Origin of the sequence: Flavobacterium sp. GCM10022190 (assembly GCF_042656445.1) — a bacterium.
Taxonomy (GTDB): Bacteria; Bacteroidota; Bacteroidia; order Flavobacteriales; family Flavobacteriaceae; genus Flavobacterium; species Flavobacterium nitratireducens.
Window position 1 is genome coordinate 110,591 of record NZ_JBHSOQ010000003.1, and the last position, 26,254, is coordinate 136,844.

General features: G+C 31.8%; 21 protein-coding genes. 9 read left to right on the forward strand and 12 right to left on the reverse strand.

Annotated features, from left to right (window positions below):
• Positions 1–66 precede the first annotated feature (66 nt).
• Together ACFPTQ_RS10730 and ACFPTQ_RS10735 are read left to right on the forward strand one after the other, a co-directional pair.
• On the forward strand, positions 67–684 hold the full coding sequence (locus ACFPTQ_RS10730; RefSeq protein ID WP_379777396.1) for an SOS response-associated peptidase: 618 nt from the start codon (positions 67–69) through the stop codon (positions 682–684).
• Positions 685–883: 199 nt separating this feature from the next.
• Positions 884–1,060 carry a DUF1810 family protein gene (locus ACFPTQ_RS10735; protein ID WP_379777985.1) on the forward strand — a complete coding sequence of 59 codons (177 nt, stop codon included), beginning with the start codon at positions 884–886 and terminating at the stop codon, positions 1,058–1,060.
• Positions 1,061–1,348: 288 nt separating this feature from the next.
• Here ACFPTQ_RS10735 and ACFPTQ_RS10740 read toward each other — a convergent pair whose 3' ends face one another.
• The 11 genes from ACFPTQ_RS10740 to ACFPTQ_RS10790 form a co-directional block, all read right to left on the reverse strand.
• Positions 1,349–4,138: a hypothetical protein gene (locus ACFPTQ_RS10740; RefSeq protein ID WP_379777398.1), complete on the reverse strand. Its 2,790-nt coding sequence runs from the start codon at positions 4,136–4,138 to the stop codon at positions 1,349–1,351.
• A gap of 83 nt (positions 4,139–4,221) precedes the next feature.
• Positions 4,222–7,395, reverse strand: a complete 3,174-nt coding sequence (locus tag ACFPTQ_RS10745; protein ID WP_379777400.1) for an efflux RND transporter permease subunit — start codon at positions 7,393–7,395, stop codon at positions 4,222–4,224.
• 9 nt (positions 7,396–7,404) lie between these two features.
• Entirely contained in the window at positions 7,405–8,571 is a 1,167-nt protein-coding gene (lepB, locus tag ACFPTQ_RS10750) for a signal peptidase I (RefSeq protein ID WP_379777402.1), read from the reverse strand.
• 11 nt (positions 8,572–8,582) lie between these two features.
• The gene (locus ACFPTQ_RS10755) at positions 8,583–10,097 is read right to left on the reverse strand and encodes a TolC family protein (RefSeq protein WP_379777404.1); all 1,515 of its coding nucleotides are present in this window, start codon (positions 10,095–10,097) and stop codon (positions 8,583–8,585) included.
• Between the two features lie 47 nt (positions 10,098–10,144).
• Positions 10,145–13,246 (reverse strand): efflux RND transporter permease subunit, encoded by a 3,102-nt coding sequence (locus ACFPTQ_RS10760; RefSeq protein ID WP_379777406.1) that lies wholly within the window; start codon positions 13,244–13,246, stop codon positions 10,145–10,147.
• A 189-nt stretch (positions 13,247–13,435) separates the two neighbouring features.
• Positions 13,436–14,557, reverse strand: coding sequence for an efflux RND transporter periplasmic adaptor subunit (locus ACFPTQ_RS10765; RefSeq protein ID WP_379777408.1), 1,122 nt, complete (start codon positions 14,555–14,557; stop codon positions 13,436–13,438).
• A gap of 19 nt (positions 14,558–14,576) precedes the next feature.
• Complete coding sequence (locus ACFPTQ_RS10770) at positions 14,577–15,080, reverse strand: DUF1573 domain-containing protein (protein WP_379777410.1); 504 nt, start codon at positions 15,078–15,080, stop codon at positions 14,577–14,579.
• Positions 15,081–15,164: 84 nt separating this feature from the next.
• Complete coding sequence (locus ACFPTQ_RS10775; protein ID WP_379777412.1) at positions 15,165–15,692, reverse strand: hypothetical protein; 528 nt, start codon at positions 15,690–15,692, stop codon at positions 15,165–15,167.
• Between the two features lie 51 nt (positions 15,693–15,743).
• Complete coding sequence (locus ACFPTQ_RS10780; protein ID WP_379777414.1) at positions 15,744–17,270, reverse strand: BF3164 family lipoprotein; 1,527 nt, start codon at positions 17,268–17,270, stop codon at positions 15,744–15,746.
• Between the two features lie 186 nt (positions 17,271–17,456).
• A complete protein-coding gene (locus ACFPTQ_RS10785; RefSeq protein WP_379777416.1) occupies positions 17,457–17,747 on the reverse strand; it encodes a hypothetical protein in 291 nt (96 codons plus the stop codon).
• A gap of 223 nt (positions 17,748–17,970) precedes the next feature.
• Positions 17,971–19,872 (reverse strand): O-antigen ligase family protein, encoded by a 1,902-nt coding sequence (locus ACFPTQ_RS10790; RefSeq protein ID WP_379777418.1) that lies wholly within the window; start codon positions 19,870–19,872, stop codon positions 17,971–17,973.
• A gap of 880 nt (positions 19,873–20,752) precedes the next feature.
• Here ACFPTQ_RS10790 and ACFPTQ_RS10795 point away from each other — a divergent pair.
• Genes ACFPTQ_RS10795 through ACFPTQ_RS10825 form a run of 7 tightly spaced genes read left to right on the forward strand, consistent with a single transcriptional unit; the run spans position 20,753 to position 25,006 of the window.
• A complete protein-coding gene (locus tag ACFPTQ_RS10795; protein WP_379777420.1) occupies positions 20,753–21,151 on the forward strand; it encodes a single-stranded DNA-binding protein in 399 nt (132 codons plus the stop codon).
• Positions 21,152–21,192: 41 nt separating this feature from the next.
• Positions 21,193–21,552, forward strand: a complete 360-nt coding sequence (locus ACFPTQ_RS10800; RefSeq protein ID WP_379777422.1) for a DUF7222 domain-containing protein — start codon at positions 21,193–21,195, stop codon at positions 21,550–21,552.
• Positions 21,553–21,588: 36 nt separating this feature from the next.
• Positions 21,589–22,116 carry a prtrc system protein e gene (locus tag ACFPTQ_RS10805; protein WP_379777424.1) on the forward strand — a complete coding sequence of 176 codons (528 nt, stop codon included), beginning with the start codon at positions 21,589–21,591 and terminating at the stop codon, positions 22,114–22,116.
• Positions 22,117–22,120: 4 nt separating this feature from the next.
• Complete coding sequence (locus tag ACFPTQ_RS10810) at positions 22,121–22,339, forward strand: PRTRC system protein C (protein ID WP_379777426.1); 219 nt, start codon at positions 22,121–22,123, stop codon at positions 22,337–22,339.
• Positions 22,340–22,395: 56 nt separating this feature from the next.
• Positions 22,396–23,490 (forward strand): hypothetical protein, encoded by a 1,095-nt coding sequence (locus tag ACFPTQ_RS10815; protein ID WP_379777428.1) that lies wholly within the window; start codon positions 22,396–22,398, stop codon positions 23,488–23,490.
• Positions 23,487–24,203 carry a PRTRC system protein B gene (locus ACFPTQ_RS10820; protein WP_379777430.1) on the forward strand — a complete coding sequence of 239 codons (717 nt, stop codon included), beginning with the start codon at positions 23,487–23,489 and terminating at the stop codon, positions 24,201–24,203. The genes ACFPTQ_RS10815 and ACFPTQ_RS10820 overlap by 4 nt, the downstream gene beginning before the upstream one ends.
• A complete protein-coding gene (locus ACFPTQ_RS10825; protein WP_379777431.1) occupies positions 24,200–25,006 on the forward strand; it encodes a PRTRC system ThiF family protein in 807 nt (268 codons plus the stop codon). Before ACFPTQ_RS10820 ends, ACFPTQ_RS10825 begins: the two co-directional genes overlap by 4 nt.
• Positions 25,007–25,122: 116 nt before the next feature.
• Here the strand turns inward: ACFPTQ_RS10825 and ACFPTQ_RS10830 are convergent, their stop codons facing one another.
• On the reverse strand, positions 25,123–26,250 hold the full coding sequence (locus tag ACFPTQ_RS10830) for a formylglycine-generating enzyme family protein (RefSeq protein WP_379777433.1): 1,128 nt from the start codon (positions 26,248–26,250) through the stop codon (positions 25,123–25,125).
• Between the last annotated feature and the right edge of the window lie 4 nt (positions 26,251–26,254).

The following is a 26,254-nucleotide window of genomic DNA, read 5'->3' on the forward strand; positions in this document are numbered from 1 at the left end:
TCCCCTAACTCAATCTCAATAATATTCTTTATCTTTGATAATCAAAATCAAATAAAATCAATAAAGATGTGCTTTCATACGGAACAAACTAAATTCCCAAAAGAAGTGGAATCGCGTTTTAAAGCAAAAATTAAGGATTTGGATACATTCAAACCAACAACTCACTTTAATGGCTTTGAATTTCCTAAAACCCCTATTATTATTGATGAAAATCCACAAGAAATTCTACATTACAATTGGGGATTAATACCTGCTTGGGCTAAAGATGACAGTATTCAAAAAATGACTTTAAACGCTCGAATAGAAACAATAGAAGAAAAACCCTCATTTAAAAATGCAATAAACAAAAGATGCTTAGTAATAGCAACTGGCTTTTACGAATGGCAATGGCATGATCCAAAAGGTAAAAACAAAACCAAATACAAAATTGGAATTGAAAACCAGGATTTATTTGCCTTCGCCGGACTATATTCCCAATGGACAGATAAAAATACTGGAAAAATAAAAGACACCTATACCATTGTTACCACTATAGCCAATCCCCTTATGGCCGAAATCCACAACTATAAAAAAAGAATGCCTATCATCCTAAAACCCGAAGATGAAACCAAATGGCTAAACCACGAACCTATTGCACATTTTGCCTTTCCCTATTCGGTAAATTTACAAGCGATAAAGCAATGATATCAAACATCTTTTTGAAATTTTAAATTAAAAGGGGAAAATCTATCTTACATCTGTACCTGATCCAAAAAGATTTAATCTATAGCTATATCTACTGCCACCTGTGCTACTGCAAGATAATCTGCCATTGCATACTAGAAAAAACGGAAGAATTTCTTCAACATACTTTAACAGTACACCACTTATTGAATAAATAAAGATATTACAAAGTCTGAAAGGAAAATCAACCGAAGCTATTTTTGGAGATTTAGATACATTGAAATTACGTTCTTGCATGACTCCTTTTGCTTCTACACAAAACGCAAATCCTGTGTTTCAAAAAGTACTCGATAGCTATTTTTCAGGGCAAGCTGATCAATTATTTTTTCAATTTTAAAAAAATCAATCCAATAAACAACAATTTGTTTGTTTATTTGTTTTTTTTAACATCTTGATATTGAAAGGATTTAGGTATTCAAATAGTACTATATTATCAAGATTGAGACGTATTAATATTTAAAACTTGAACCATAAAAACCTCTAAAATCAATGACTTTAGAGGTTTTTTGAATTTTGATGAAAGATACGAAACTATTTACTAACCACTTTTTCTACAAGATTTGAAAAAAATAATCACAAGATAGTTTTCAAGAATTTCAGGATAATTAAACATTTACTCGTGAAATTAATACCAAACTTGTTTTCCGTTTTTTATTGTAAATGGTCTTTCTTCATATCCTCTATGCAGATTATGTAATAAAAGTAAAGCTCCTTCAGGTACATTTTTAAATACAAGAGAACCACTGGAAGCTTTTTTTCTACCTAAACTTTTCCATTCTTTGTCCCAAAATGATAATTCATATTCATCATTTACTTCAACCATATTTCCATCATTACGACCTACAAATCTAATTTTATTTATAGCAGTGGGTTTATTAAAAGCTAAACCAACCCAGCCAGCATTTGGATCAGGAGCTTCAAAAGAAGTAAGAACATCGTTATCAAATACTTTTTCGATGGTATTACCTTTATCTTCAAAACTACCAGCTGTACCAATTATTTTACCGTCCAATTTTTTCCCTTCATTATCATAGATAGCAATTTCATTAATATTACAGAAACTGTTATCAGAACCCATAAATCTAAAATACTTGAATTTTTTAGTTGTATTTGATCTAATCGTATAAAAAATCGGATCCGTCATTTTTTCTGTAACAACTCCAATAGTAACTGCATCAGAAAAATCCAATCTGTTACTGCCTTGAAATTTACTTCCTACAATTCTTTTATCCAGTAATTTATCAGCCTTATAATAAGGATATTTCCTTGAAATTGACACCGTATGCTTTTTTTTAGGATTGATAATTATCTTCTGTATTTTTCCCAATGAATCAATAAAAAAAGGATCATTGAAAGCTTTAAAATCATTGCCTTCAAATTGTGCAGGAAGATACAATATGTCTTTTTCTAATTTTTTGAATTCAAACGCTGAACCAGTTCTTTCTCCCCAGGCAATAGGAGTCCACTTTCGATTGTTATGCACTAGTATATATCCATATTTATTTGAGGCTTTTGCACTTGTTTTTACCGGAATTGAAATATCACGACTTTCACAATATTCATCAGTAACATCAAAAAAATAAGGATTATTAAAGATATCCGGAATTGTCTCTTCTCCATTATTTTTAATAAACAAACTATTCTTATTAATGGTATTCGATTTTCTATATATTTTCCCTTTTTTAAAATGACTATTCCAGATAACAGCACCTACCGGATTATGACAATTATTTTGAATAGTATTTCCTTTGTGATCAAAGACAACACTCCATTCATGACCTGAATGTCTATTCCCCCAATTGAATACAAAATCAATAGCACTTGCAACCCCTAAAGAACGCAAAACCATTGTTTGGTATTGAGTTTCAATAGGACAACTACCATAAGAAAAATCTAGAATATTTTTAGAATTGATAAGTCCGGCCATATTACTTTCACCAGACCAATGAAAACGATTTGTAATGTCCGTAACTCTCATAGCTGCTTTAATTGCAGAATCGATTGTATCTTTAAATTTTGCTTTTTTATCTTTTTGAAAATACCAATTACTAGCCAGAGAGCGCTCTACAGATTGAATTAAAATATTCTCCTTTTCAGAGGAAAGCAATTTGCCAGTCGCTTTATTTTTAATTAGGAAACCACTATTTTTGTTTGGGATTATTCCCCATTTTTGATTATTCTGACTATAATTCTTATAAATAGTAACAACATTACTGTTTTTTCCTTGAAAAGCATCTATTACCTTTGCTGTAGCATCATATCCTAACTTAATTCGATAAAATAACCCATCTGAAGTTATTTCAAGAGGTGTTGCCTTTGAAAAATCATTCGTGATTTTTACGCGGGCTGAATTAACGAGTGAATCTTTTTCTAATGTTAGCCAACCTGCTGAATTTTTTACGTAGTAAATACCATCAGCTATTATCATTAACTCAGGTCTTTCTATTTTTATTGACTCTGGAATCATCAAAAAATCTATAAATAGATCTTTATCCAAAGACTCCATAGTCAAACCATGTTCTCCAGAATCCAGATTGACTAAAAATTCTATTGGTATCTGATCATTATTAAGCTTTTCCCATGACCCTGTAGATGGAAAAGGGAAATCTCCAATAACTTTATCATCAATTTTAATTCTAACATTTGAAGCTCTTAGATTACCATTTATATATTTAACAACAATTTTTTGCCAGCCTTTGTTGTTGCTCTTGATCGAAATTTTAAATTTATTCTTCCCTTTTTTATATAAATGAAAAACTTTACCTCCTGATGCATTTTGTATATCAACAATATCAGAATTAAATTTAGTCAATAATTCGGCTTCGTAAATAGTATTTTCTCCTTCAAAAGACATTAGATCAAAGCTTGGGTAAAATTTCCGGTTAGCATAAGATCTCCAGTCCACATTTGCTGCCTGAGGGAATTTATAAGGCAAAATATATTCGCAAAACATTTTAAAGGAATACTTTTTACACCAATCATATTTGTAAATTTGAAAAGCCGATTCAATTTGTTCTATTAAAAACTCACTGGAAACATTTTGTAAATCATATTTAAAATCTTTGTTCCCTCCTTTTTGCAAAGAATCTGATTTAAAAAGCTTACTCCTGTCTTCTTTTTTCGCTCCATAAACATATTTATAAGTAGCATTAATACTATCTACCCCTGATCCAACTATCGAATATTGATATAACATATTCGAAATAAGGTATTCTGCTGCTTTCAATTTTAATGAATCAGACTCATCTTTACTATAATGATTAAGTACTTTCTCTAATTCTTTTCTGTTTTCTCCTGCTAGGTCTAAGGCTCGATTGGTATCCGATGACCAAGGGTTACAGGCTAAAAATAAATTGAAAAAGACAAATAATATATATTTTGCAGGCTTTCTTAAGTAGTATTTATAATTTCCCATAGTTGTTAATAATTTTAAAAATTTAAACTAATTAAAACCTATTTATAATCACAAACAGATAAATAGGTTTGTATTCTCTATCTTTATTTTTTATTGTTTAATAATTTAGAAAACTTAGGTTTTCTTTTAAGGCAAAATATTGGCAAATAAATGAAAATCCCTACTAATGAAAATAACAATCCCCCTATGGAACCTGCTGCAAACGAAAACCAAAAAGCCTCATTTTGTCCTCCCCACACAAAGGGGATTAAACCAACCATAGTAGAAATAATAGTAAGCATTACCGGAATTATTTTATAATTAAATGCTTTGAAATACATCCATTGGTTATTTCTTAAAGGATGTTCTCTTTTCAAATTATTATAATCATTAATTATGTATAAGGCTGCATTTACGCTAATACCACATAATAATATAAATGAAGCATAACCTCCCTGATCAAAGTTGAAATCGAAAAGATAAAACGTTAGAAAAACCCCAATGAAGGAAATTGGAATCATGCAAATTATAGCAAAAGGCTGTTTTAATGACTCTAATAAGATCGAACAAATAAAAAATATAATTAAGATCACTACAAAAATGAAATAATATTGTTTTTTATTGCTTTTATCCCAGCCTCCCCAATAAGATTGTTCAAAAACACGATAGCCTATTGGTAATTTAGCCTTCAATTCTTCAATATTATCTTCTCTTACTTTTTTTGCTAAAGGTTCTGTTCCTATAAAATTGTATTCAACTGTTAATTGGTATTGCTGGTTTGATTTTGAAATAGCGTTGCCTGTTTTTCTTTTTTCAATAGCTGCCATTTGATCTAACTTGTATTGATTGTTTCCAATATTTATAGGAACATGTTTTAAGTCCCAAACATTCACTTTTTGGTATTGATCAGAGATCAATTTGACTTGTTGTAATTCATTGTTGTTGATAAAAGAAGTTACACCACCTGTATGTGTTTGATTTCTTAAATAGGAATAAAATTCGGTTTGATTCACTGCTGCAAGAGCCATTTTTTCGGCATCAAAATCCAAATAAAATTCATGCGGATTTTTATCCCACCAACCACCACTAGTTATGTCAACCTCTTTAATTCTTGAAGAAGAGTTTGCTATTAATTGTGTTTTCAAAAGTTCAGCATAAGCATATAGTTTATCATAATTATAGCCTTCAAGAATGATTCTGTTGTTTTTATAATCAGATCCTAACGCATTCGAAAAACCTTGTCCTACACCACTTACCGACCAATCCAAACCTCCCAAACTGATGGCTTTAAATTCTAATAGGCTTTTTAGTTTAAAAGGGAAACCGCTAAACTCATTTTCTTTTTTAAAATAAATTGAGATAGTTGAATTCTTATAATTACCTATGCTAGTCTCGAACATTTCAACTTCCTCAAAACTACTGATGTAATTTTCCATCTTCATAATTACCTCATTCAATTGCTCAATCGTACAACCTTCGGGCATACTACCGCTAACTCTTAAGGTAGTTCTTTCTGGATCTGAGTAATGTGAATTCTCATAAACATTTTCGCTAAAAAGCCGCAGTGATCCTCCCAGTATTTTTTCCAATGAAGGTTTTATTTCATCATAAAACCAATCAGTACCAATGGTCTCATTATATGCTTTTTCGAAAAATCCATCTCCTTCCATTTTTTTGGGTAAGAGTTGTATAGGTAAACCAAACCCGAGCAATAAAACCACTATAAACAACCATTTATAACGTGGTCTTTTAAACGCTAAGATTAATTTATAATAGTACTGCGTAAATTTTAAAACCCTTCTTTTTCTTTTTCTGGAAAAAGCTTTCTTTTTATGATTGATGTGTAATCTTTCTAAAAGTGCAGGAACAAATAATAAGGCTATACATAAGGAGACCATTATATTTATAGCAATAACCAAAGTAAAATCTCTTAAATTAGCTTGCAGGGATTCGTCTAATAAAAAAGTGGATAATAGTGCTCCTGCCGTAGTTAAAGTGGTTGCCAGAATGGCTAAAAAAACTTTTTTATCACCTTTGTTTCTTAAATGATCAATCATAATAATACAATTGTCGATCATAATTCCAAAAGAAATAGTGATTCCGGCAAAGGAATACAATTGTAATTCTACTTTGAATAAATAATAAAAGATTATAGCAATGAGAAGGTTGGTAATAATGCTCAAAAACAACACCAATATGTATTTAAGACTTCTGCTTGTCACTAAAATCATAACAAACAAAATCAAGAAGGAAAACAGCATTTTCTCTTTAATTTTTTGTAGTTCTTCAGTAATATATTGAGAAGTATCATTTGTTAATTTTAGATTGTATTCCCCTTTTATTTCTTTTTTAACTTTCTCTATTTCCTCTTTAACCGCCTTAGACACTTCCATGGTATTAGCTCCTTTTTCGCCATAGACCACCATGTTGATGGAATTTTTTCCATTTATCCTAAAATACGATTGCATTGGAGCTTCTTTATATTGAATTTTGGCAATGTCTCTTAGATAAATAATTCTATCTCCTATTTTTTTTATAGGAATGTTCTCCCAATCTATTTCTTTTTCGGATTTATAGCTTAAAACCAAGGCAATTTCCTGACTTTCAGCATTGTTTTTAGACACTAAACTTCCATTCCCTAACTGTTGGGTTTGAAAATACTCACGAATGGCATTCTCAATTTCATTAACTGATATGGAAAGCTGCAAAAGCTGATCTGAATTGTATTTCACAACCCAATCAAAAGGATCAGCACCATATACATATACTTTGTTAACCCCTTTGATTATGGCTAATTTGGGGAGTATCTGGTTTTCGGCATATTTCTTAATCAGATACGGACTTTCGTTGGCATTGATACTATATGTCAGAACTGGAGAGGTATTTTCATTGGCTCCACTAATGGACAATTGGGGATAGCTCACACCTTCAGGAAGTTCCGAATAAGTTTGACGAATCAAGTTAGCCATTTCGAAACGTACCGCATCTAAATCTGTATTTTTTTTAAAATCGATGTTAATTGAACCACCACCTTTACTTGTGGAGGAATTTATCCCTTTAACTCCTTTTACGGTATTGAAAACGCCTTCTAGTCTGGAAGTTACTTCCTGCTCAATTAACTTTGCAGAAGCATTATACCAACTATAACTGATATTTACTGATGGAGTTGATACGGACGGATTCAGTTGTACACTCAACAAAGGTATCATGCTCGCACCAATAATGCATAAGCAAACAAAACAGCTTAATATAGTAAAGGAAGATAATTTTGACTTCATATATTTATCTTAAAGCATTTTGAAAAAGCGATTCCATTGAAATTCATCATCTTTATTAGAATACAAAACACATTGCACTTTGCCAATAATATTGGTTTCCGGAATAAAACCCCAAGTTCGAGAATCCATGGTGCCTTTTCTGTGGTCACCCATCATGAAATAATAATTTTGCTTGAATGTATAGGTTTTTATCTTTTTATTATCTAAATAGTAATCTCCGTCTGAGACTGTGATTTTAGCATTCTCAGAACCATTAATTGTGGCTTGATACAATGAAAAAGTTTCTGAATTTAAAAGTATTTGCATTCCTTTTTTTGGTACTACAAAAGGCCCCATAGTGTCGTAGGTCCATTGTTTATTAGGGACATTACAGAATAATCCATTATTACCATTAAAAGAATCGAGCTGTATGCTAGTAGTGTTAATCAAGTTTGCTTTTTTAAGTTGGTCTAAATCACCTTTCGATAGATTAGCTTCACAAACCTGATTGTCTATTTTTCTTAACGTAACATAATCTAATTCTAAAGAATCCAGAAATTTATAGAAAGCCTCTTTATTTTTGATTCTGAATTTATAATTGTTTCTTTCCGTAATGGTAGGAACAAACAGCTTTCTATTGGTATATACAGCACCCTCTTTAATTCTTAAGGTATCTCCTGCTAACCCCATACATCGCTTGATCAAAATATAGTCTTTACTCCAGGTAGAGTTAAACACAAACACATCTCCTTGCCTTATAACTGCAGTACACGCGAGTCTTTTATAATCCCACCAATCTTCTTTTATTCGCTTCTTAGCCTTTTCATTAAAATAAAAAGCAATGTTCACCCATGGAATTTCAAAAGGAGAACGAGGTAGTCTGGGACCGTATTTCAATTTATTCACTACAACTACATCCTGGGGATATAATAAATTTTCCATAGAAGAACTGGGTATTTTATAAATATCGAAAGCCAAGAGCTTGGTGCAAATTGTTGCAGATAAAAGCAAAAGAAACAAAAAAAATCCCTTCACCATTTTTCTTAAAAAACTATAAAATATTAAAGAAATAAAATGCAATACAATTTTGTAAATCAATACAAACATTATAAGAATAATAGCTAGCCATACAATACCTAGTAATACTAAAATTAGTGCTACGATAATTAGAATGGTATTTCTATATGTTTTTTTCATTATTTATACTACTATTTATCCAATATTTCGTCAAAGTTCTTGCTTATGGTACTTTTAGTTTGAAAATCATAGAGGGTCAATTGTTGCACCTCATAATAAAATCGCCAATAATTATATAAACTCGTGATATAATTTTCAGAGGCTGCTTGCCATGCTTTTCTGGCACTGGTTAGTCTTAACAAATCAATGCTTCCTGATAAAAAACGTTTTTCAGTTATTTCATAAGAAGATCTTGAAATTTCACTGCTTCGTAAAGCCCCTTCTACCAATTGTTTCTGAAGGTTAAAATCAATAATTTTCAAGCTTAATTGCTGGCTAAGTTTGTCACTTTCTTGTTGAACTGCAATTTCACTCACTTCATTATTCATTTTAGCCGTTTTAATATTTCCTTTGCGTTCTCCCCAATCTAAAATGGGGATATTCATTTGAATACTAATCATTTGTTGGTCTAATAATCGGCCATAAGCATCTCTAAATGTATTGGCATTTTGATTCAAACCATAACTTCCTCTCAAAGACAGATCAAAACGGTTTTCCTTAATTACCTTATCCAAATCTCTTTGTGCTTCCACCTTTTTAATTTTCAGATTAAAAATTTCAGGATTATTAGCTTCGGCCAATGCAGTAGCTTCTTTAATATCAATCTGTAAATCCGAAACCAACTCCGGTAATTCCGGTAGTGAATGCAAAGGACTATCATCTCTTAAAAACAGTTTTAATTCTGATTCTGCTTTTTGCAATTCCCGCTCATTTTGAGTCAAATTTGTATTAGCATTGTACGCATCCAATTCTAAATTAAGTACATCATCTTTTTCTATTGAACCCAGATCATACCTCTTTTTTCCTATTGTGAAAAGTTTCCGAGTACTTACTACATTCTCCTGAGCTAATTGTACTCTTTTACTAGCCGATGCCCAATTAAAAAAATAATTAACCGCTTTAAGTTTGATGTCTTGTAGTTCATATAAATATTGTTTTTTAGCACGTTCAAATTGCAGAGGAGAAATAACATGAGCCCATTTAAAACGATTGAAAGCCAAAATTGGTTGTATAATCCCTATTCGGATAGGTGTGGCTGTGAAATCTTTGGAATCAATTAATCCATAGTTAGCCAATCTGTTAAAACTGGAATTAGCATAAATGGTGGCACCTGTAGCTTTAATATTTTGATTGATACTTAGATTTCCATACGAATTCAAATTTTGCTGGAGTCGATACACATCAATATTATTCTCAGAATCATATCGTTTCAAAACCGATTTATTATAAGTTAAGGGTTCCAGTTCTAAATTCATTTTAGGTAACACACTCGCTTTGAAGGATCTAAATTGCCAATAACTCGCTCCATATTGTTGTTTGGCTTTAAAAGCATCTAAGGATTTTTTACTAGCGATGCTAATGATATCCTCCAAGGATATTTTTTGTTTATTATCTTCATTTTTGCTTGTATTTTGTGCTGTAATTTGCAAGGAATACAACCCAAAACTGAAAACTAAAATTAAATGCCTGTTTTTAATAAAATTCATTATTTGTAAAATTGAAAATTCGTAACTCATAACTCAAAACCCTTAACTCATAACTGAGACCTTTTTTCTCTTCGTTCAATTCTTTTAGCAAAATAATAATAACATAAGGGAGTAAAATAAAGGCTAATTATTGTTCCTAATATCATTCCTCCTGTAAGGACTGTTGCTAATGGTGCCTGAAGTTCAGCACCCAAACCTCCTGTAAAAAGAAGCGGTACTACAGCCAGAATAGTTGTCAAACTCGTCATTAAAATAGGTTTTAATCTTCGTTGACCTGCGTACAATAAGGCTTTTAAAATCGAATTTCCATTGCGTTGTAATTGAATGATGGTATCTATTTTTAATATAGAATCATTAATTACAATACCGCTCATCACTACAATTCCAATCATCGACATTAAATTAAGACTCATACCAAAAATCTTTAATAATAAAAATGAACCTGCTAAATCCAATGGAATTTCAATCAAGATAATTAGTGGCAAAACAAGAGATTCAAATTGAGAGGCTAAAATAAAGTAGAGCAATAAGACTGATATTACTAATACAGCTATTAATTCTTTCATCAATTCTTGATTATTGAAAAAACTACCGCTAAAAGTGACTGTGAATAGTTTATTATCTTTAATTACATTTTTGATTGTTGAGATAGTCTCTTTTATATTGACTTCATCTCTATTTAATTCAATAGGATAATATTCTCCTTCAATACCGCCTACAATAGTTTTCATATCTTGCGCGTTAACCACTTTGATAAAATCACTAGCATGGAATACCGCATTGTTCTCAGATTGTACGGTTGTTTCGCTTAAGACTTCTTCTATTGTTTTACTATTGCCTCCCAGAATAACTGGTATCAGATTTTGATTATCTACTATTGACAAAATTTCGCGCTCATTAAAAGCACTTATTAGAGCTTGAAACAAGGCATTAGGAGATACACCATAGGTCATTAATTTTTCCTGATTGGCTATCAGGTTAATATTTTCCTGCCAAGCTATGGGTTTTAACTCTAAATGATCCATACTCTGCTGTACCTGACCCCAAACTTTTTTCAATTGCGTATTTTGAGCGGCTCCTAAATTCTCCACATTACGCAGTCGGGCAACTAAGGGAGCTTCTTTATCCGAAAAAATAACATTAAAAATATTGTCTACATCTCCATAAGAAACGACGGCTCTGTTATACTTTTGTTGAATTGCCATAAGCATCTCTTTCTGAATTTTCCTTAAATTTTCAGGAGTATCACAGCTTATATAAATCGAAGTTTCAGAGCTTAAAGAAGTAGATTCCTTGTCTAAAATAAATTGTTGTGAACCTACTAATGCATTATAATTGAGTATATCGTTTTTTATAGGTTTTAGTAATTCTAATACCCTTTTTTTATTTTCTTCGACATTAATTTGCTGATTCCAATCAATTTTGAATACCATCTCTGTTTTAGTCAAATATGGCATTTGTGTCTTCGGAAGAAATTGAAACAATACAAAACCAACTACTAATAGTAAAATACATATTCCCCAGGATATTTTTTGATTTTTTATTACAAAACGGAATCCCTTTTCATACAACTCAGCATAGTCCAACGTATTTGTTTTTTCAAGAAACCGATCTAAACGCCCCTTTTTGCCTGTATCTTTCTTGTGAAAAAGGTGGTATAATAAAGGAACTAAAGTGACGGAAACCAATAAAGAAACAAACAAACCTATAGTGATTGCCATCGCTTGATCATAAAATAAAGCCCCTGATATTCCACTTAAAAAAGAAAGTGGCAAAAAAACAGAACAGGTTGTAAGTACTGAAGAAAGTAGCGGTTTAATCACTTCATTAGCACCTAAAACACAGGCTTGGATTAAACTGCGTTTTTGTTCTCGATACTGGATGATATTTTCAATTACAATAATTGAGTTATCAATCATCAATCCAATTCCTAAAATCAAACCTGATAATGAAATAATATTGATAGAAATATCAAAAATGTAAAAAAAAGCTAAACTAACGATAAGGGAAACAGGAACCGATACACCAATCAGCAAAGGAGATTTAACATCTTTTAAAAACAAAAACATCACGCCAAAAGCCAATAAAATTCCCCATACTAAATCTTGCTTGATATTACTTATGGCAACATCAAGTAAATTAGTTTGATCTCGTGTTACTGAAAATTCGATGTTTGGATAATCATTTTTAAGTTGCTCTATAAGAGAATTCAAAGAAGTTTTTAAATCTTCCATCTTCGCATCACTTTGTTGAATGATGGCCATAGTTAACGCCTCTTTGTCATCAGCCAAAACTAATCCGGTGCGTTTTTGTGGATGTTCTATTACCTCTGCCAGCTCCTTTAATTGAAAAAGGCGATCGCTTTTTTTAATATAAATATTTTCAATTTCTTTAATGGTCTTTAGGCTAATTCCCAAACGAATATTGTATTGGTATTGATTGTCTTTAATTAACAAACTTCCTACTTCAATATCATAATTCTTAATGTTTGATTCTAATTCATTTAAGCTGATTCCTAATGCATTTAATTTTTCCATATCCGGAATAATGCGGATTTCAGAAAAAACCAATCCACTCACATCCACCATAGCCACTTCCTCAACTTGCTCAATGCGTTTGCGAATCACCTGATTAACAAAACGACTGAAATCAACAAATTGTTGAGAAACAGGATAACGTTCATCATTAAAATGATTAGGTATTTCTTTGGGTTGGTCTTTTAAGGTCAGACTTAAATAAAAAACAGGAACATCCGTAATATTGGCTTTGATTACTTTAGGTCGTTTAACTGTTTTGGGAAGGTTTCCCATGGCTCTGTCAATTTTTTCATTGACTTCAATAAAAGAATAATCGATTTTAGTTCCCTGTTCAAAACTCAAACGAATGATGCCATTGCCATTATTGGATTCCGTTTTAATATCTTTCAAGTGGCTTACTTGCATTAAGTTAGCCCGTAAATTCTTTACGATAACATCTTCGACCTGTCTTGCCGACATATTATCCGCTTCGACCTGTACCGTAATTTCTGGGATATCGATATCCGGCATTAATGCTACAGGAATAAAACCAAACGCATACAGCCCTAAAATAAGCATACAAAGCGTCGTCATTAAAACCGCAATAGGCCTATTGATTAAAAATTTTACCATAAAAGGTGATTAGTATTCAGTGGTTAGTTATTAGTGTTCAGTTGTTAATGGGTAATGTATAAATTGTATTTTTTAGCGAGAATTTGAAAAATTAGTCTAAAATCTGCGTGAAAATTGTAGCACGCTGATTTACGCTGATTTAGCAAATCAGAATATTTTAAAAATTAATCACTAAAAGCGAATTTCCTACTACTGTTTTTTATTTTTGTAACTTAAGTCCACTTCACTATCATGAGCCAGATTCAGGTTTCCAGAAACAATAACCGTATCTCCCGGATTTAAGGTGGCACTGCTTTTATCAGGATGGGCTATAACCGCATAAGAACTACTGTTTTCCAGAGTAGTTTGTACATAGGTCCAATAGGCTTTGCCATTAATTACCTTAAACAATACTTCCTGATTGTCCCGCAACACTACTGCCGATTTGGGAACTACCAATTGCCCTTTTACTTCTTTTTCAATCCGCACTTTTACATTCATGCCTTCAGTAAGTTTTCCATCATTTTTCACCTCTGCTTTTACAAGAATAGTTCCGTTTTTTTCTATTAAAGGATTGATGGAAGAAATATGTCCAGTGTAATTTTTACCCAATGCAAAAGGAATAATCTGTACCTTGCTATTTAGCACTACATCTTTCATTTCGGACTCTATCAAATAAAATTCTACCTCAAATACGCTATCGTCAATTAGGGTCATAAAACTTTTTCCGGCACTTACGTTCTCGTAAACCCTACTTTCTATGTTGGCTACTTTTCCACTAAAAGGAGCTATCAATTTAGTTGATTTCAATTCATATTGAGCTGTTTTTAATTCCAGCAATGCTGCATCATAACCCGTTCTACTGGCTACCATGTCATAGATAGCTTTAGGGATACTATCCTTTTTGGTGGTAAAAATTCCTCTACCTACCAACATGTCTTCAAACTGAAATTTAGCTTTTTTTAGATCGATTTCGGCACGAGCTACTCTTTGTTGGTATTTAAAAGAGGATAAGGAAGCCAGCAGTTGTCCTTTGTGCACATTATCCCCATTTTTTACATACAAATGTTCCAGTTTGTCACTGACTTCAAATTGTACACTATTTTTTTGAGATGCAATGATTTTACCATTACTTACCAACTCTTTTTGGAAAGACTCGTTTTTGAGTACGATAGTTTCCACTTCGTTTTTTTCGGCTACGTAGGTTTTTTTTTTAATAAAAGTTTCATTTGAGGCTTTTGATTTGGCACAGCTATGAAGGAATAAAGAACCTGCTATTAAAAAAGAGACAATGATAATATTGGTGTTTATGATGCGTGGTTTTTTGCTCATTTCTACAGTTATTTTCCTTTTAGTTAATTTTATTAGAGTAAGCGTTTTCTTTTTCTTCAGGATAGGAGACTTCTCCTTTGATAGTTAATACTTGTGGAGAATCTTTACCATTGTAAGATACAGTTATCGTTTTATTAAAAAGGCCAGGATATTTGGCATCATAAACAATTTTAATTTCTCCGTTTTCATTAGGTTCTATAATTTCTTTAGACCATTCTGGCACTGTACAGCCACAGGCTGTTGTTACTTCCTTTATCAGTAAAGGACTTTCTCCTGTATTTGAAAATTTGAATAATGTGCTTACACTTTTTCCCATTGGTGTTTTATTAAAATTATGCAGTAGCTTTTCAAACTTTATGGTGGTATTTTCGCTTTTTGAAGCTTTAGTGTTGCACGAATAAAAGAATGTTGTTAACATAAGCATACATATAATAAAATTAATTTTACTTATTAAATTTGCCTCAAATTTTAAACTCATTGTTTTATTTTTTGATTTTTTAAAGTATTGACTTGTTTTTACCATTTGTTTTTTTTTTTTTGCTAATAATTTCTACCAAACATTCCATATACAATTTTGAAAATACTTTTTTATAGTGAATATTTGCTTTTATTTATTAATCTTGGATATTGTTTCAAAATAAAGTTTCATTATTTTTCTACTATATAATGGATTGCCAACTAAAACTATTTTGTTTTCTTTGTCTACTAAAAAAGTTTGATAATTCTTATCCGATTTAAGCCTATTTACTTCATAAAATTGATTACTTAAATCAGCAATGATTGGATAGGTAAAATCTATTTCGCTTATTAGTTCACTAACTTGTTTTTTTTCATACACTTTGATATAAAACAAAAAACAAACATTCTTTAATTCGGGTGCTTTCATTAACTCTTTCCATTTTTCCAAATTATATAAACAACTCCCACATCCTCCATCAATATATGTAACTATCTTAATTGAATTATCTTGTTGTTTTTTAAAAAAACCTTTTTTTTGAGAGTAATAACTCAAGCTATCTATGAGCTCAATTTTTTTTCCAATAATCTCTGAAAGTTCATTATTTATCTCTTTATTTTCTTTGTTACATGATAATAGGGAGAGAAAAAGAAAAGCTGAAAAAAGCTGTTTGATCATAGTATTTTTATTTTTTTAATTGATACATATTTTTAAATAATTTAAGTTTTTTTATTTTAAAGTAAAAGAATGCACACACTTAAGAATCGTGTTAAGAATTTTCTCGTCTTTAACGCAAGAAGTATACTGGATTTCTATTATGTTTTTACCCTCTTTCCAATGCCAATAAGTGATGTATGATGTGAATTTTTTCCCATTAGGTAATGAATTTTCTCTTTTAAAATTTTTAACAAAAATGGATTTATCTTTAAACTTTTCGATTTTAAATTTGTATTCATCTTCATTTGATAGGTCATGTGATTTTAAAAAAGCGTCAATAGAAATATCTTTTTTTTCAGAATTTGAAATAAGACATACCCAAAAACTTGACCCAAATTTTTCTTTTTCTTCGGGATTAAAGAAAATACTTGTGTTATATAAAAGATTATTAAATTTTGTTAGTTTATTCTTTTCTTTCTCTGGTGTAGAATAACTCCATCCTTTGGGAATATTAATCGTATAAAAATCATTATGTATCTGTTTAAAATTACTTTTTCGGATACTTGTAATATTTGAGCTTTTAGGTAACTTATATTCATAGATTTCATTTGAATTTGAAATAGAAATACCAAAAAGCTTATTGTCTTTTTCTGATACAGTAAAAGAAGTTATAGGTTTGTCTAATTGATATTTTTTTAATAATTTACCTTCCCAATTCCAAATCTCGATTTTAGGTTTGAAAGAGTCGAAGTTTTTTTCTATCTCATTTTTTGGTTGATCAATACGGAGCACGTATATAAAATTTGATGTTGAAATACAACTCCCTCTGAATAATATATTTTTATCCTTATCTTTTGGAGAATATTCGCGATAATTATCTTCAATATTAATCTCCTGCAATAGTTCACCTTTATTACTATAAATTTTCATCTTGTTAAGATATAGATAAAAAATAGCTAACTTATTGTTTATTGGGTTTGAAACAGAATATTTATAATAAGCATTAAACTGTTCAAATTCATTAGTATACTTAATATTGGTATCAGGATATGTACCAAATTCTTTAATTGTTTTTTTACTATTAATATTAACCATTTGGTGTTCATATCCATTCTTTTTTATCCCCATGAGATTATATATGTAAAGAGAATCATTTATCATATTGAGCCCATTAACAGGGGAATTCTCTATGCGTATGGAATTAGAATTACTAACTTTAATTTCTTTATTGTAAATTTTTAATTTTTTAATGGTGTGAAAGTCAAGAAATAAAAGATTGTCATTCATCATCTTCATAGTATTTGCATCAATAAAAGAAAATTCATCAGGTCCTTTTCCTATTTGTCCAAAACTGTATTGATATTCCATTTCAGGTAAATTAAAAACCTTAAACATCCCATTTTTTACTTGATCATAAATTACCAACTTATTATTAGTATTGAATATTCTTGTTGGCATTAGCATATTCGTTGATATTTTAATAGTTTTAGCAACTAATGTTTTGTTAACTGAAATATCTTTTATTGTTTGTTCTTCATTATTATTAGAACCACATCCAAATAGCATAAAAAACAGCATTATGTATGTTATTTTTATCATAATTTAAAAGTATTAATTAGATACTGTTTAAAAGTAATATAGAAACCTTCATAAATTATTCTTAACCCACAACGGTTTATCTTTAATATTGTAAGGTTATAATTTTAATTATTATGTCAATACAATGATTTAGGTTACTTTGTCACTTTTTAAACAGTATCATGTTAGAATTTTATATGTTACAATCTATTGAGCATGACAATTACCTGCAATACCAAAAACATCATCAACACTTACTGTAGTACAAGGATTACCACAAAGATAAGCTGTCCAACAGCCAAAAATATAACAATCATCAACCCTTGAGTAACAAGGCCAATCACTAGTTGAACCACCCTCAGCCTGAGCCTGAGACATTGCAATTACATTTTTCAATAAGAAATCATTTCCTTGATTGTTTGTAACATTTATTGAGTTACCTAGAAACATCGCTCCAGCAATTACTGCAACTCCTAAAATTCCTATTATTTTTTTCATTTTATAAAATTTAATTTGTTAAAATGGGCATATATACCCTTATATACTTATTATTTTTGCAAAGTGGTAAAGGAATGCTACTTTTGCTGAACACTACAACTACCTTTATCTAGGTAGTTCTACGAAATTATAAAGTTTTTTTTTCCATTTATAAATTCTTCCTCTGGGATGGAGGTCTATGTCATAGGCTGTCTTTTTTATAATTAATTAATGTGAGAGTTTATTAGTTTTTAAAACCCAGAGGATTTTTATATTTTATCAGGATCTTTTTCATTTCTCCTCGTATCTCTTTAATGGCCGTAGAGGGAACTTTTATTTCTTTATTCATGAGTTTCTTGGCCATAGCCACTGCTTTATATTCTTGACCGGAATCATCGTATAGTTTTGCCAATAAGTAGTTGGCGTAAAACTTGCTGGGTATCATATTTACCGCCTGCTGGTAGCTGGCTTCTGCTTTGTCATATTGTTTTGCGGCTTTATAACAATCACCTAAGGTAGTGGTAATAATGGTGTTGTTTTGGTAGTATTGCGCTTGTTTTAAAATAGCAATGGCTTTATGAGGTTCTCCTGCCATAGATAATGTTTTTCCATAATTCATCAAAAAATCTCCATGCTTTTTTAAGACAGAATATACTTTTTCATACTCTTGAACAGCTCCGTGATAATCTCCGTATTGATGGCTAGTTAAAGCATTGTTCCAAGTTATAAATCCCCTACTTAAATCTTTTGTGTAGTTACAGGTTTGGGACATACTAACGCAAATGAGCAGAACTAAACTAATTTTATATAGCCACAGTTTTTTTGAACTTTCTGTAATCTTAAATTGAAAACTAGCAACAGTTTTGTTCGATAGCAGGGCAAGTAAAACCACCAATACAAGTTTTATAGGCAGAATTTGCATGGGATACGAAAAACAAGCAAAAACACCAATGCTCAAAAGTGCCGTTTTAGCTACTAAAGAATGGAGTTGATGCCCCTCTTTTACTTTTGTTTGAAACAAAACATGCAGTAGAATTAGTAATACCATCAACCCTAATAGTCCATTTTCAGATATAAACTGCAAACCTTCATTGAAAGCATAGTAGGTATTATCGGCTACCAATGCTTCAGGAGTTTCACCGTTTTTCTCAAAATAATGTGCTTGATAGTTCATATAATATGCATTGAATCGGTCAAAGCCTAATCCAAAAAAAGGATAATCTATAATCATTTCGGTGGTTACTTTCCAGATGAAAGCACGACCTTCTGAGGAGTCTTTTTTAAAGAAATAGACAACAAAAAGTCCTGTACCTAGAATTCCCAGAAAGAAAATACTCAAAATGGTTCTTTTTAATACAGGTGCTTTCTTGAATACATTTTTTAAAACCGAATATCTAATTTCTAATAAAACCATGCTGCTCACTACTGCAGCAATCCAAGATGCCCGAGATTGCAAAGCAGGAAGTATTATGGTAATACTGATAATTCCCAATAAAGGAATGTACTCAAAAATGTATTTTATGGATTCTTTAAGTAATGGAATTTTCCTTTTTATTTGCGATTGTATTTGAGTAGTGATTTTATCTTTAAACAAATACATTCCCGAAGCAACAGCCAAAACACTGACTAAAAAACCTGCGTAGGGACCTGGATTAAAGAAACTACCTGTCATTTTAAATCCGGAATGGTTGGAGGGATAATAGCCCAGTAATTGCAAATTTCCATATACTGCTTGCATAATTCCAGAAATAACAATAGACAATAACAACCAAGAATAATTTTTAAACCCAATAGTTCGTAAAACCACATACAAAAAACACAATCCTAATAATTCGATATAACGAATTGAAAATCCATAATTGGACTGAATCAAATAGCGATTTAAGATAATGTAGAGAACTAATACAAATAGAGCAATATCTATTTTAGAAATGGAAAATGATACATTCTTTGAGCAAATAAGTCTTAAAACATAAACTCCACAAAGTGTGAGAACACCATAGAGAAATAAAACTGTCTTACTTGTGATAGTAGGAAGTACATAATCTTGCATATTGATTTGAGGTATAATCAAAACAATAGTTAAAACCAAGATAAATCCTGTTAATCTAAATAAAAACACTATATTTTCTAAGAAAAATTTCAATACTTCTACTTTTTCTAATATGTAATATTTCACAAAAACACAACAGTCATATTATATCAAAAGTCTTTCTTTAACATTAATTAACATGTAAAAACTATCTTTTTAAAACAACCGTTTGCGCAAATATATATAAAATTTTCTTACACAATAAAATAAATAGTAACTTAAATCAAAAAAAAAGACATAGAATAAAAAAAAAAAAACAAATTACTACCAATTTAATAATTGAAAGTTAAGTTTTATAAATTCATAAAATCCTGATTTAACAAAGGGGCATTAAAGAATTAACAAAAAAATATAGATACTAAAAAAGATCTTCTGTAGCGAATACAATTTAGCACTGAGAGTTTAAATAAGATTGTTCCCAACCCCATTAGACCGAATGAAAAAAAGTATCTTACCAAAAAAACTTTTTAATAACATATGGAGTATCGTGGGTGATAAGGAGTTCGAACCATCATTTTTTATTATTATCTACGCGATTTAAAATTCCTTCATCTAAGTATAAATTCTTCAACTACGTGTATTGTTTGGCTACTTCATTGAACTGAATAATTACATTCCTTACTTTATTTCGAATGTAAAACCTAAAGTATTCATCTGCTTAGTTCTTAGCTAATCTAAATCTAATTTTAGCTGTTTAAATTAAAATTTTCATTCGAAACGGACTAAAAGGGCAGCTAAGATAGTAACGCCCCAATACGCCGTGCGCATAATGAGCGGCGCTACTCTTGCTCACCCTTTGGGACTTATAGCACTCCATATTGGATGCGTCACTGGCATCTTGCTTTCTTTTTTTTCGTTTTTTCTTTTGAAAATTTTTTGTGGAGGTGGAATGGTTTAAGAGAAAGTAAATGTCTAATTCTTAAAATGTATTGTTATGGAAATCACAGGAAGAATCACAGCAGATGCAACTGCTTTTAAAGTAAGCGAAAACAAAGAGGTGGTCAATTTTTCAATTGCTATCAATGACCACTACAAACCCAAAGGGAGTAATGAAGTCAAAGAAATTACTACCTACATTACTTGTGCTTATTGGTTAAATCCCAAAATGGTTAATTGGCTTAAAAAAGGAGCGCTTGTGCAACTCTTTGGGCGTATCGGGCTTAATGTCTATAACAACAGCGAGGGAAAAGTATTGGGAAGTCTCACTTTTCATATCAATAGTTTGAAAATTTTGGTTTTTGCGCCTAAAAAACAACAAAGCACAAATTTTGAAAATACTGCTGCTTCATCAATCGCAAAGGACAAAGAACTCTCTGACGATTTACCTTTTTAATCCTATTTCAATTTTTTCTATACGCCTTAAAACTTAGTATTATGAAAGCCTTTAAAAAATCTGCATATCGTATTTATGAAGTGAGCCACGAATTCAACAAAATAATTCTTAGTCATATCGAGAGTTATGACGGTTCAAAAAAACAACAATTAAAAGCTTTTTTAAAAGACCTCCAACAAGCAGGATGTATCAGCGGAATGATTGGAAAATTTATCTATCACGATGATTGTAAAGCCTTTTACATTGAACACCTAGATGAATTAGAAGCGATAAAAAATGACTTGGAAGCCTCTTTGGGAGAAGCAATCCCAAACCGTTATAATCTTCCTCATTACACTTTTTTGTGTTGGCTTTGCTTCGAAGAATATTGCTATTCTATCTATCTCAACGAATTTGAATAAAAATTCTATCAACTGTAAAATCTAAATTATATCCCTATGAAAACTAATTTCTTCCAAACTATCATCTCCTTACAACTAACAGGAAATTGGTCAATAAACATCGCTAGAGAATCGGCTGAAATTCTCATTGTATCGGTGCTGTTTTTCAATGATGCCATTGGCGATGATGCCCGCAAAAAAGTACCTCCTATCCTACTCAAAGGCACGGCTCAGGAACTTGACAATGGCTTTTTCGAAGCCATAGAAAATCCACTAAAAGAGACTGCTGAACTCTTTAGCAATATGGAACAATTTCTAAAAGCCAAAGAACAGGCAAAAATAAACTCCCAAGTGGAAAAAGACAAGGCTTTACAACAGGATAGAGCCAAATCGGAAAAACAAAAAAAGTACGAAGAGAGTATGAAAAAAGTTGAAGCACTCGAAGCCGAAGGTAAATTTCGAGAGGCTTGGATGAAAGTGCCTCAACCAGATAGCTATCCTGAATACGCAGAAGCCATTCATAAACGGCGAATGGAACTCTCTCAGCAATTTGAACCTGATTTATTTAACGAAACTAAAATCTAATGCTATGTTAGTCACCACCCAACTCAAACGAATCTTTTCTTTTAGAGATAAAGAACAAACTATCGAACTCGCTGACCCATCAGCTCATTTTTCAGCCGAAGCAGTTTTGAATTTTTATGCGCAAAGCTATCCCATTCTCACCACTGCTACCATTGAAGGACCTGCTATTCAAAATGATGCCATTCATTATAAATTCATTACTCAAATCGGAACGAAAGGATAACTCATGAAAACTACTGTAAAAAACACCCCCATAAAACCACCCAAAAATAAAAAGCTATGCCAACTGTATCAACAACTAGCCCTATTCGCCAAAAGTACACAAAGACTTTCGGATGCGCAGGAAGTGCGAAACAACCAACTTCACTCCGCTCCGCTCCCACTACTGCCTATGGTTTTCTAAAACAGCCCTTTCTTCTTCGATATGAAATCGATAAGAAGAAACTTCCCAAGGAAGCGAAAGCAAAAAAGGAATTTTTCACTTCCTTGGCTGTTTTATCTAAAGAATTGTGTTTTGATTTTTCAAATTACAATGACTACTGCTATCCCTTTAACATCCTCTTAGCCAAAAGTGAAATTGAAAAACAGTTGAAAAAAACTGCTAAAAATATAGAATTAACCATCATAAAGGATGATAAGGGAAAAATTTGTCTTGCCACAAATGAGTACTACCCAACAAGCAACACTCTTTATTACATTCCTGTTATTCCATTATACCGACTACTACAAAATAAAAAAGAAAAAAGAACAGCTGAATTACTGCTCTCTGTATTTAGCTATCTCTATCACATCGCCCGAATTCCTTATTACAGGGAAAACCACAGCTATCTCTATTATCATTATGAATGTAATCGGGATATGTTGACAGATGTTTGGGATGACGGAGCACCAGAGGACAATCAAGCAACCATTTCCGAGTTCAACATCGCCTATTATTATGGAGAGGTGATGCTTAGAAAAATGTACAATCCCTGTAATTTGATTTTTTTTCAAAATAGAATTGATTGTTTTAGCCCAAAAACAGCTTTACAGAAGGCTTGTTTACTCCTTGCCCAAAGAACTTTTGAATTAATGATTGCCTTTCCCGACCAACATATATTTCAAAATACAGCTCATTCTACTTTTGAAGAAACTGATGAAATCATCAGCGCAGAACAATACATTTCTTTTGTCGCCGAAACTCACGGGCTGCTCTTTGACGCCATCTCCCAAAGTGTTAATGATGAGTTCAACGAGTGTAGTGATATTGATGAGCCAACAGTATTTAAAATCTATGATAAGAATACTAAAATACTAAAGAATACACTTGACTTCGAAAAACAATTATTTCCGCTCATCATTGATTTATGTACCTTATTAAATGACATCCCATGAAAGATATAACCACTTCATTCGGCGCACTGTATCTGCCTCTAAAAGCCTTTGTCATCTTTGAGAAAGAATCTGATGATAAAGCGATTTACATAGAAAGCTATGATTTTGACAAAAATGGTTTGCCTATCAATGCCCATCCATTAAGTCTGAAAGAAACTACAGCACTTGCTAATGCCTTAGCTACCTCTGAAATGCTAAAACACAGTTTTTTAAAACCAAGAGGATTACTGCCTAAAAATCTGCTTTACCTTAATCCTGAAAAGGATGGCTATGCCATTTGGTACACTGAGGCGCAAAAAGTAGAATTGTATTTTGTGGAAAGTTTAGGGATTCCTAGCGGTCTTGCTAGTATACCTCCACTGATTTGGAAAGCCTCTAAAAAAAAACTATCGGTATATGCCATAAACAGTACAACAAACATCAACGAACAAAGCCAACTCCTCCATGCGCCTTTTTTTAACATCTATAAAAATGGTGAAGTTTGTATGGGAACGGTAGCAGTTAAAATAAAACTTGATTGTTCTTTAGAAGAATTCATCACTCAATGGCAAAACTACTTTTTCAATAGCTATTTTAGTCATTTGATTATGGAAAAAAATCCTGTAAAAGGTAATCTAATTCAACTCTGGCAAAAACTAATAAAAAATCAAAAAGATTTTTCAACAAAATGCCTTATCAAAAACGGTTTAACGCTAAAAGATTTATTATCATGAACACTCCCCAATCCATACATTACGCTGACAATTATTTAATAAATCCCACTAACCCAATAACTGTAAATCTAATCGGAGCAGGAGGTTCGGGAAGTTGTATGCTCACAGCACTTGCCAGAATGAATCATAGTCTTATTACTTTAGGTCATACAGGCATAGAACTTTGTCTCTACGATGATGATGTCATTACCACCGCTAATCTAGGCAGACAACTCTTTGCGGATACTGAATTGGGTTTATACAAATCGGTGGCTCTTATTAACAGATGCAACCGCTTTTTTGGGACGAATTGGAAAGCTATTAGTGAAAAATTCAATTCCAATAATTTAAGTTCTTTTCCGCATAAAGGCAAAGCCAATATATTTATCAGCTGTGTGGATTCCGCCTCAGCTCGATTCGATATAGCTAAAGCTTTAGAAAGTTTTAAGGAGATTAACTATTGGGAGCGCAACCAATGCCTCTATTGGATGGATTTGGGCAATGCACAAAATACGGGACAAGTAATTCTCGCAACAGTTGGAGAGATTCCACAACCTGATTCTAAACGCTATACAACAATTTCCAAATTACCTTTTGTTACCGATGAATTTAAAGAACAACTAGATGCCCAAAAGGACAACAATGAACCAAGTTGCTCCCTTGCCCAGGCTCTTGAAAAACAGGATTTGTATATAAATTCTACCCTTGCCAATATGGGTGCTTCCCTACTCTGGAATTTATTTCGGGACGGTATGACTTCCTATAGAGGCTTCTTTTTGAATCTGGCTGATTTTAAATCACGACCTATTGTGGTTGGCGAATAAAAATCGCCCCGCAATTGCTCTTACGTTATCAGGCAATTGCGGGACGTTCAAAATTCTATATAAAATTTAAAATATAGTCATTTTATCTTTATTAGTATTGATTCCTGTTTTCAAATTTATCTAACACATCTAAAACCAATATGATTAGCTGTTGATTTGATTTCTCCATGCCCTCTTGAACCTACTAAATATCTTGTACAATATTCATCCGTACATAAAAAAGAGCCTCCTCTATGAACTTTAGTCAGGGCATTAGGCTCTGCCGAATAATTACTTCTTTTTGGTCCTTGTGGATTTCTGGCAACTTTTCCACTTGCTGATAATAGTTCATAATAATTCTCACTATACCAATCGTTAATTAACTCCCATACATTTCCAGCCATATCATAAAGTCCATAACCATTCGGCTGGTATTGCGCTACTGGAGCCAATCCTATAAAACCATCTTCAGCATTATCCCCTTTAACCACTGGAAATTCTCCTTGATAAATATTAGCTAGGAATTTACCATCGGGCTTTAATACATTCCCCCAAGTATAGGAAGTACCTGTCTTTCCTCCTCTGGCTGCAAATTCCCATTCTGCTTCCGTAGGCAATCGTTTTCCAGCCCATCTAGCATAAGCTGCTGCATCTTCAAATGCAATTTGCACTACTGGATAGTTGTCTTTTCCTTTTAAATCGCTATCCGGCCCTAAAGGATGTCTCCAATTTGCTCCTCCAACATATTGCCACCATGCTAAAAAATTATTTAAGTCAACTTTACTTTTTGTTGGTGTAAATACTGCAGAGCCTGCAATTAAATCAGACAATGGAACTCCAGGTAATTCTTCAGGAAGTGGTTTTTTCTCTGCAACAGTAACATAGCCTGTAGCTTTTACAAATTCAGCAAATTCCTTATTCGTAACTTCTGTTTTATCCATCCAAAAACCATCAACATATACCCTGTGAATTGGTCGAGCATCATTAGTTACTCCTTTGATACTACAGAGACTTTCATCATCAAAATTACTTCCCATGGAAAACTCCCCTCCAGGTATCCAAACCATTCCTTCATACTCTTTCTTGGGTTTGTTATTTTTATTTTCTATTGTTAATTCAAACTTAGGTTCAATATCTTGGTTTTCACCCTCCTGATTTAATTCTCTTTTTGCAGTAGAATAACTAGTTAATAAATATATTAATCCAATTAATGGTATAACTAAAATAGAACCAATTCTAAATATTTTTCTCCCTTTATCTTTCATCTTA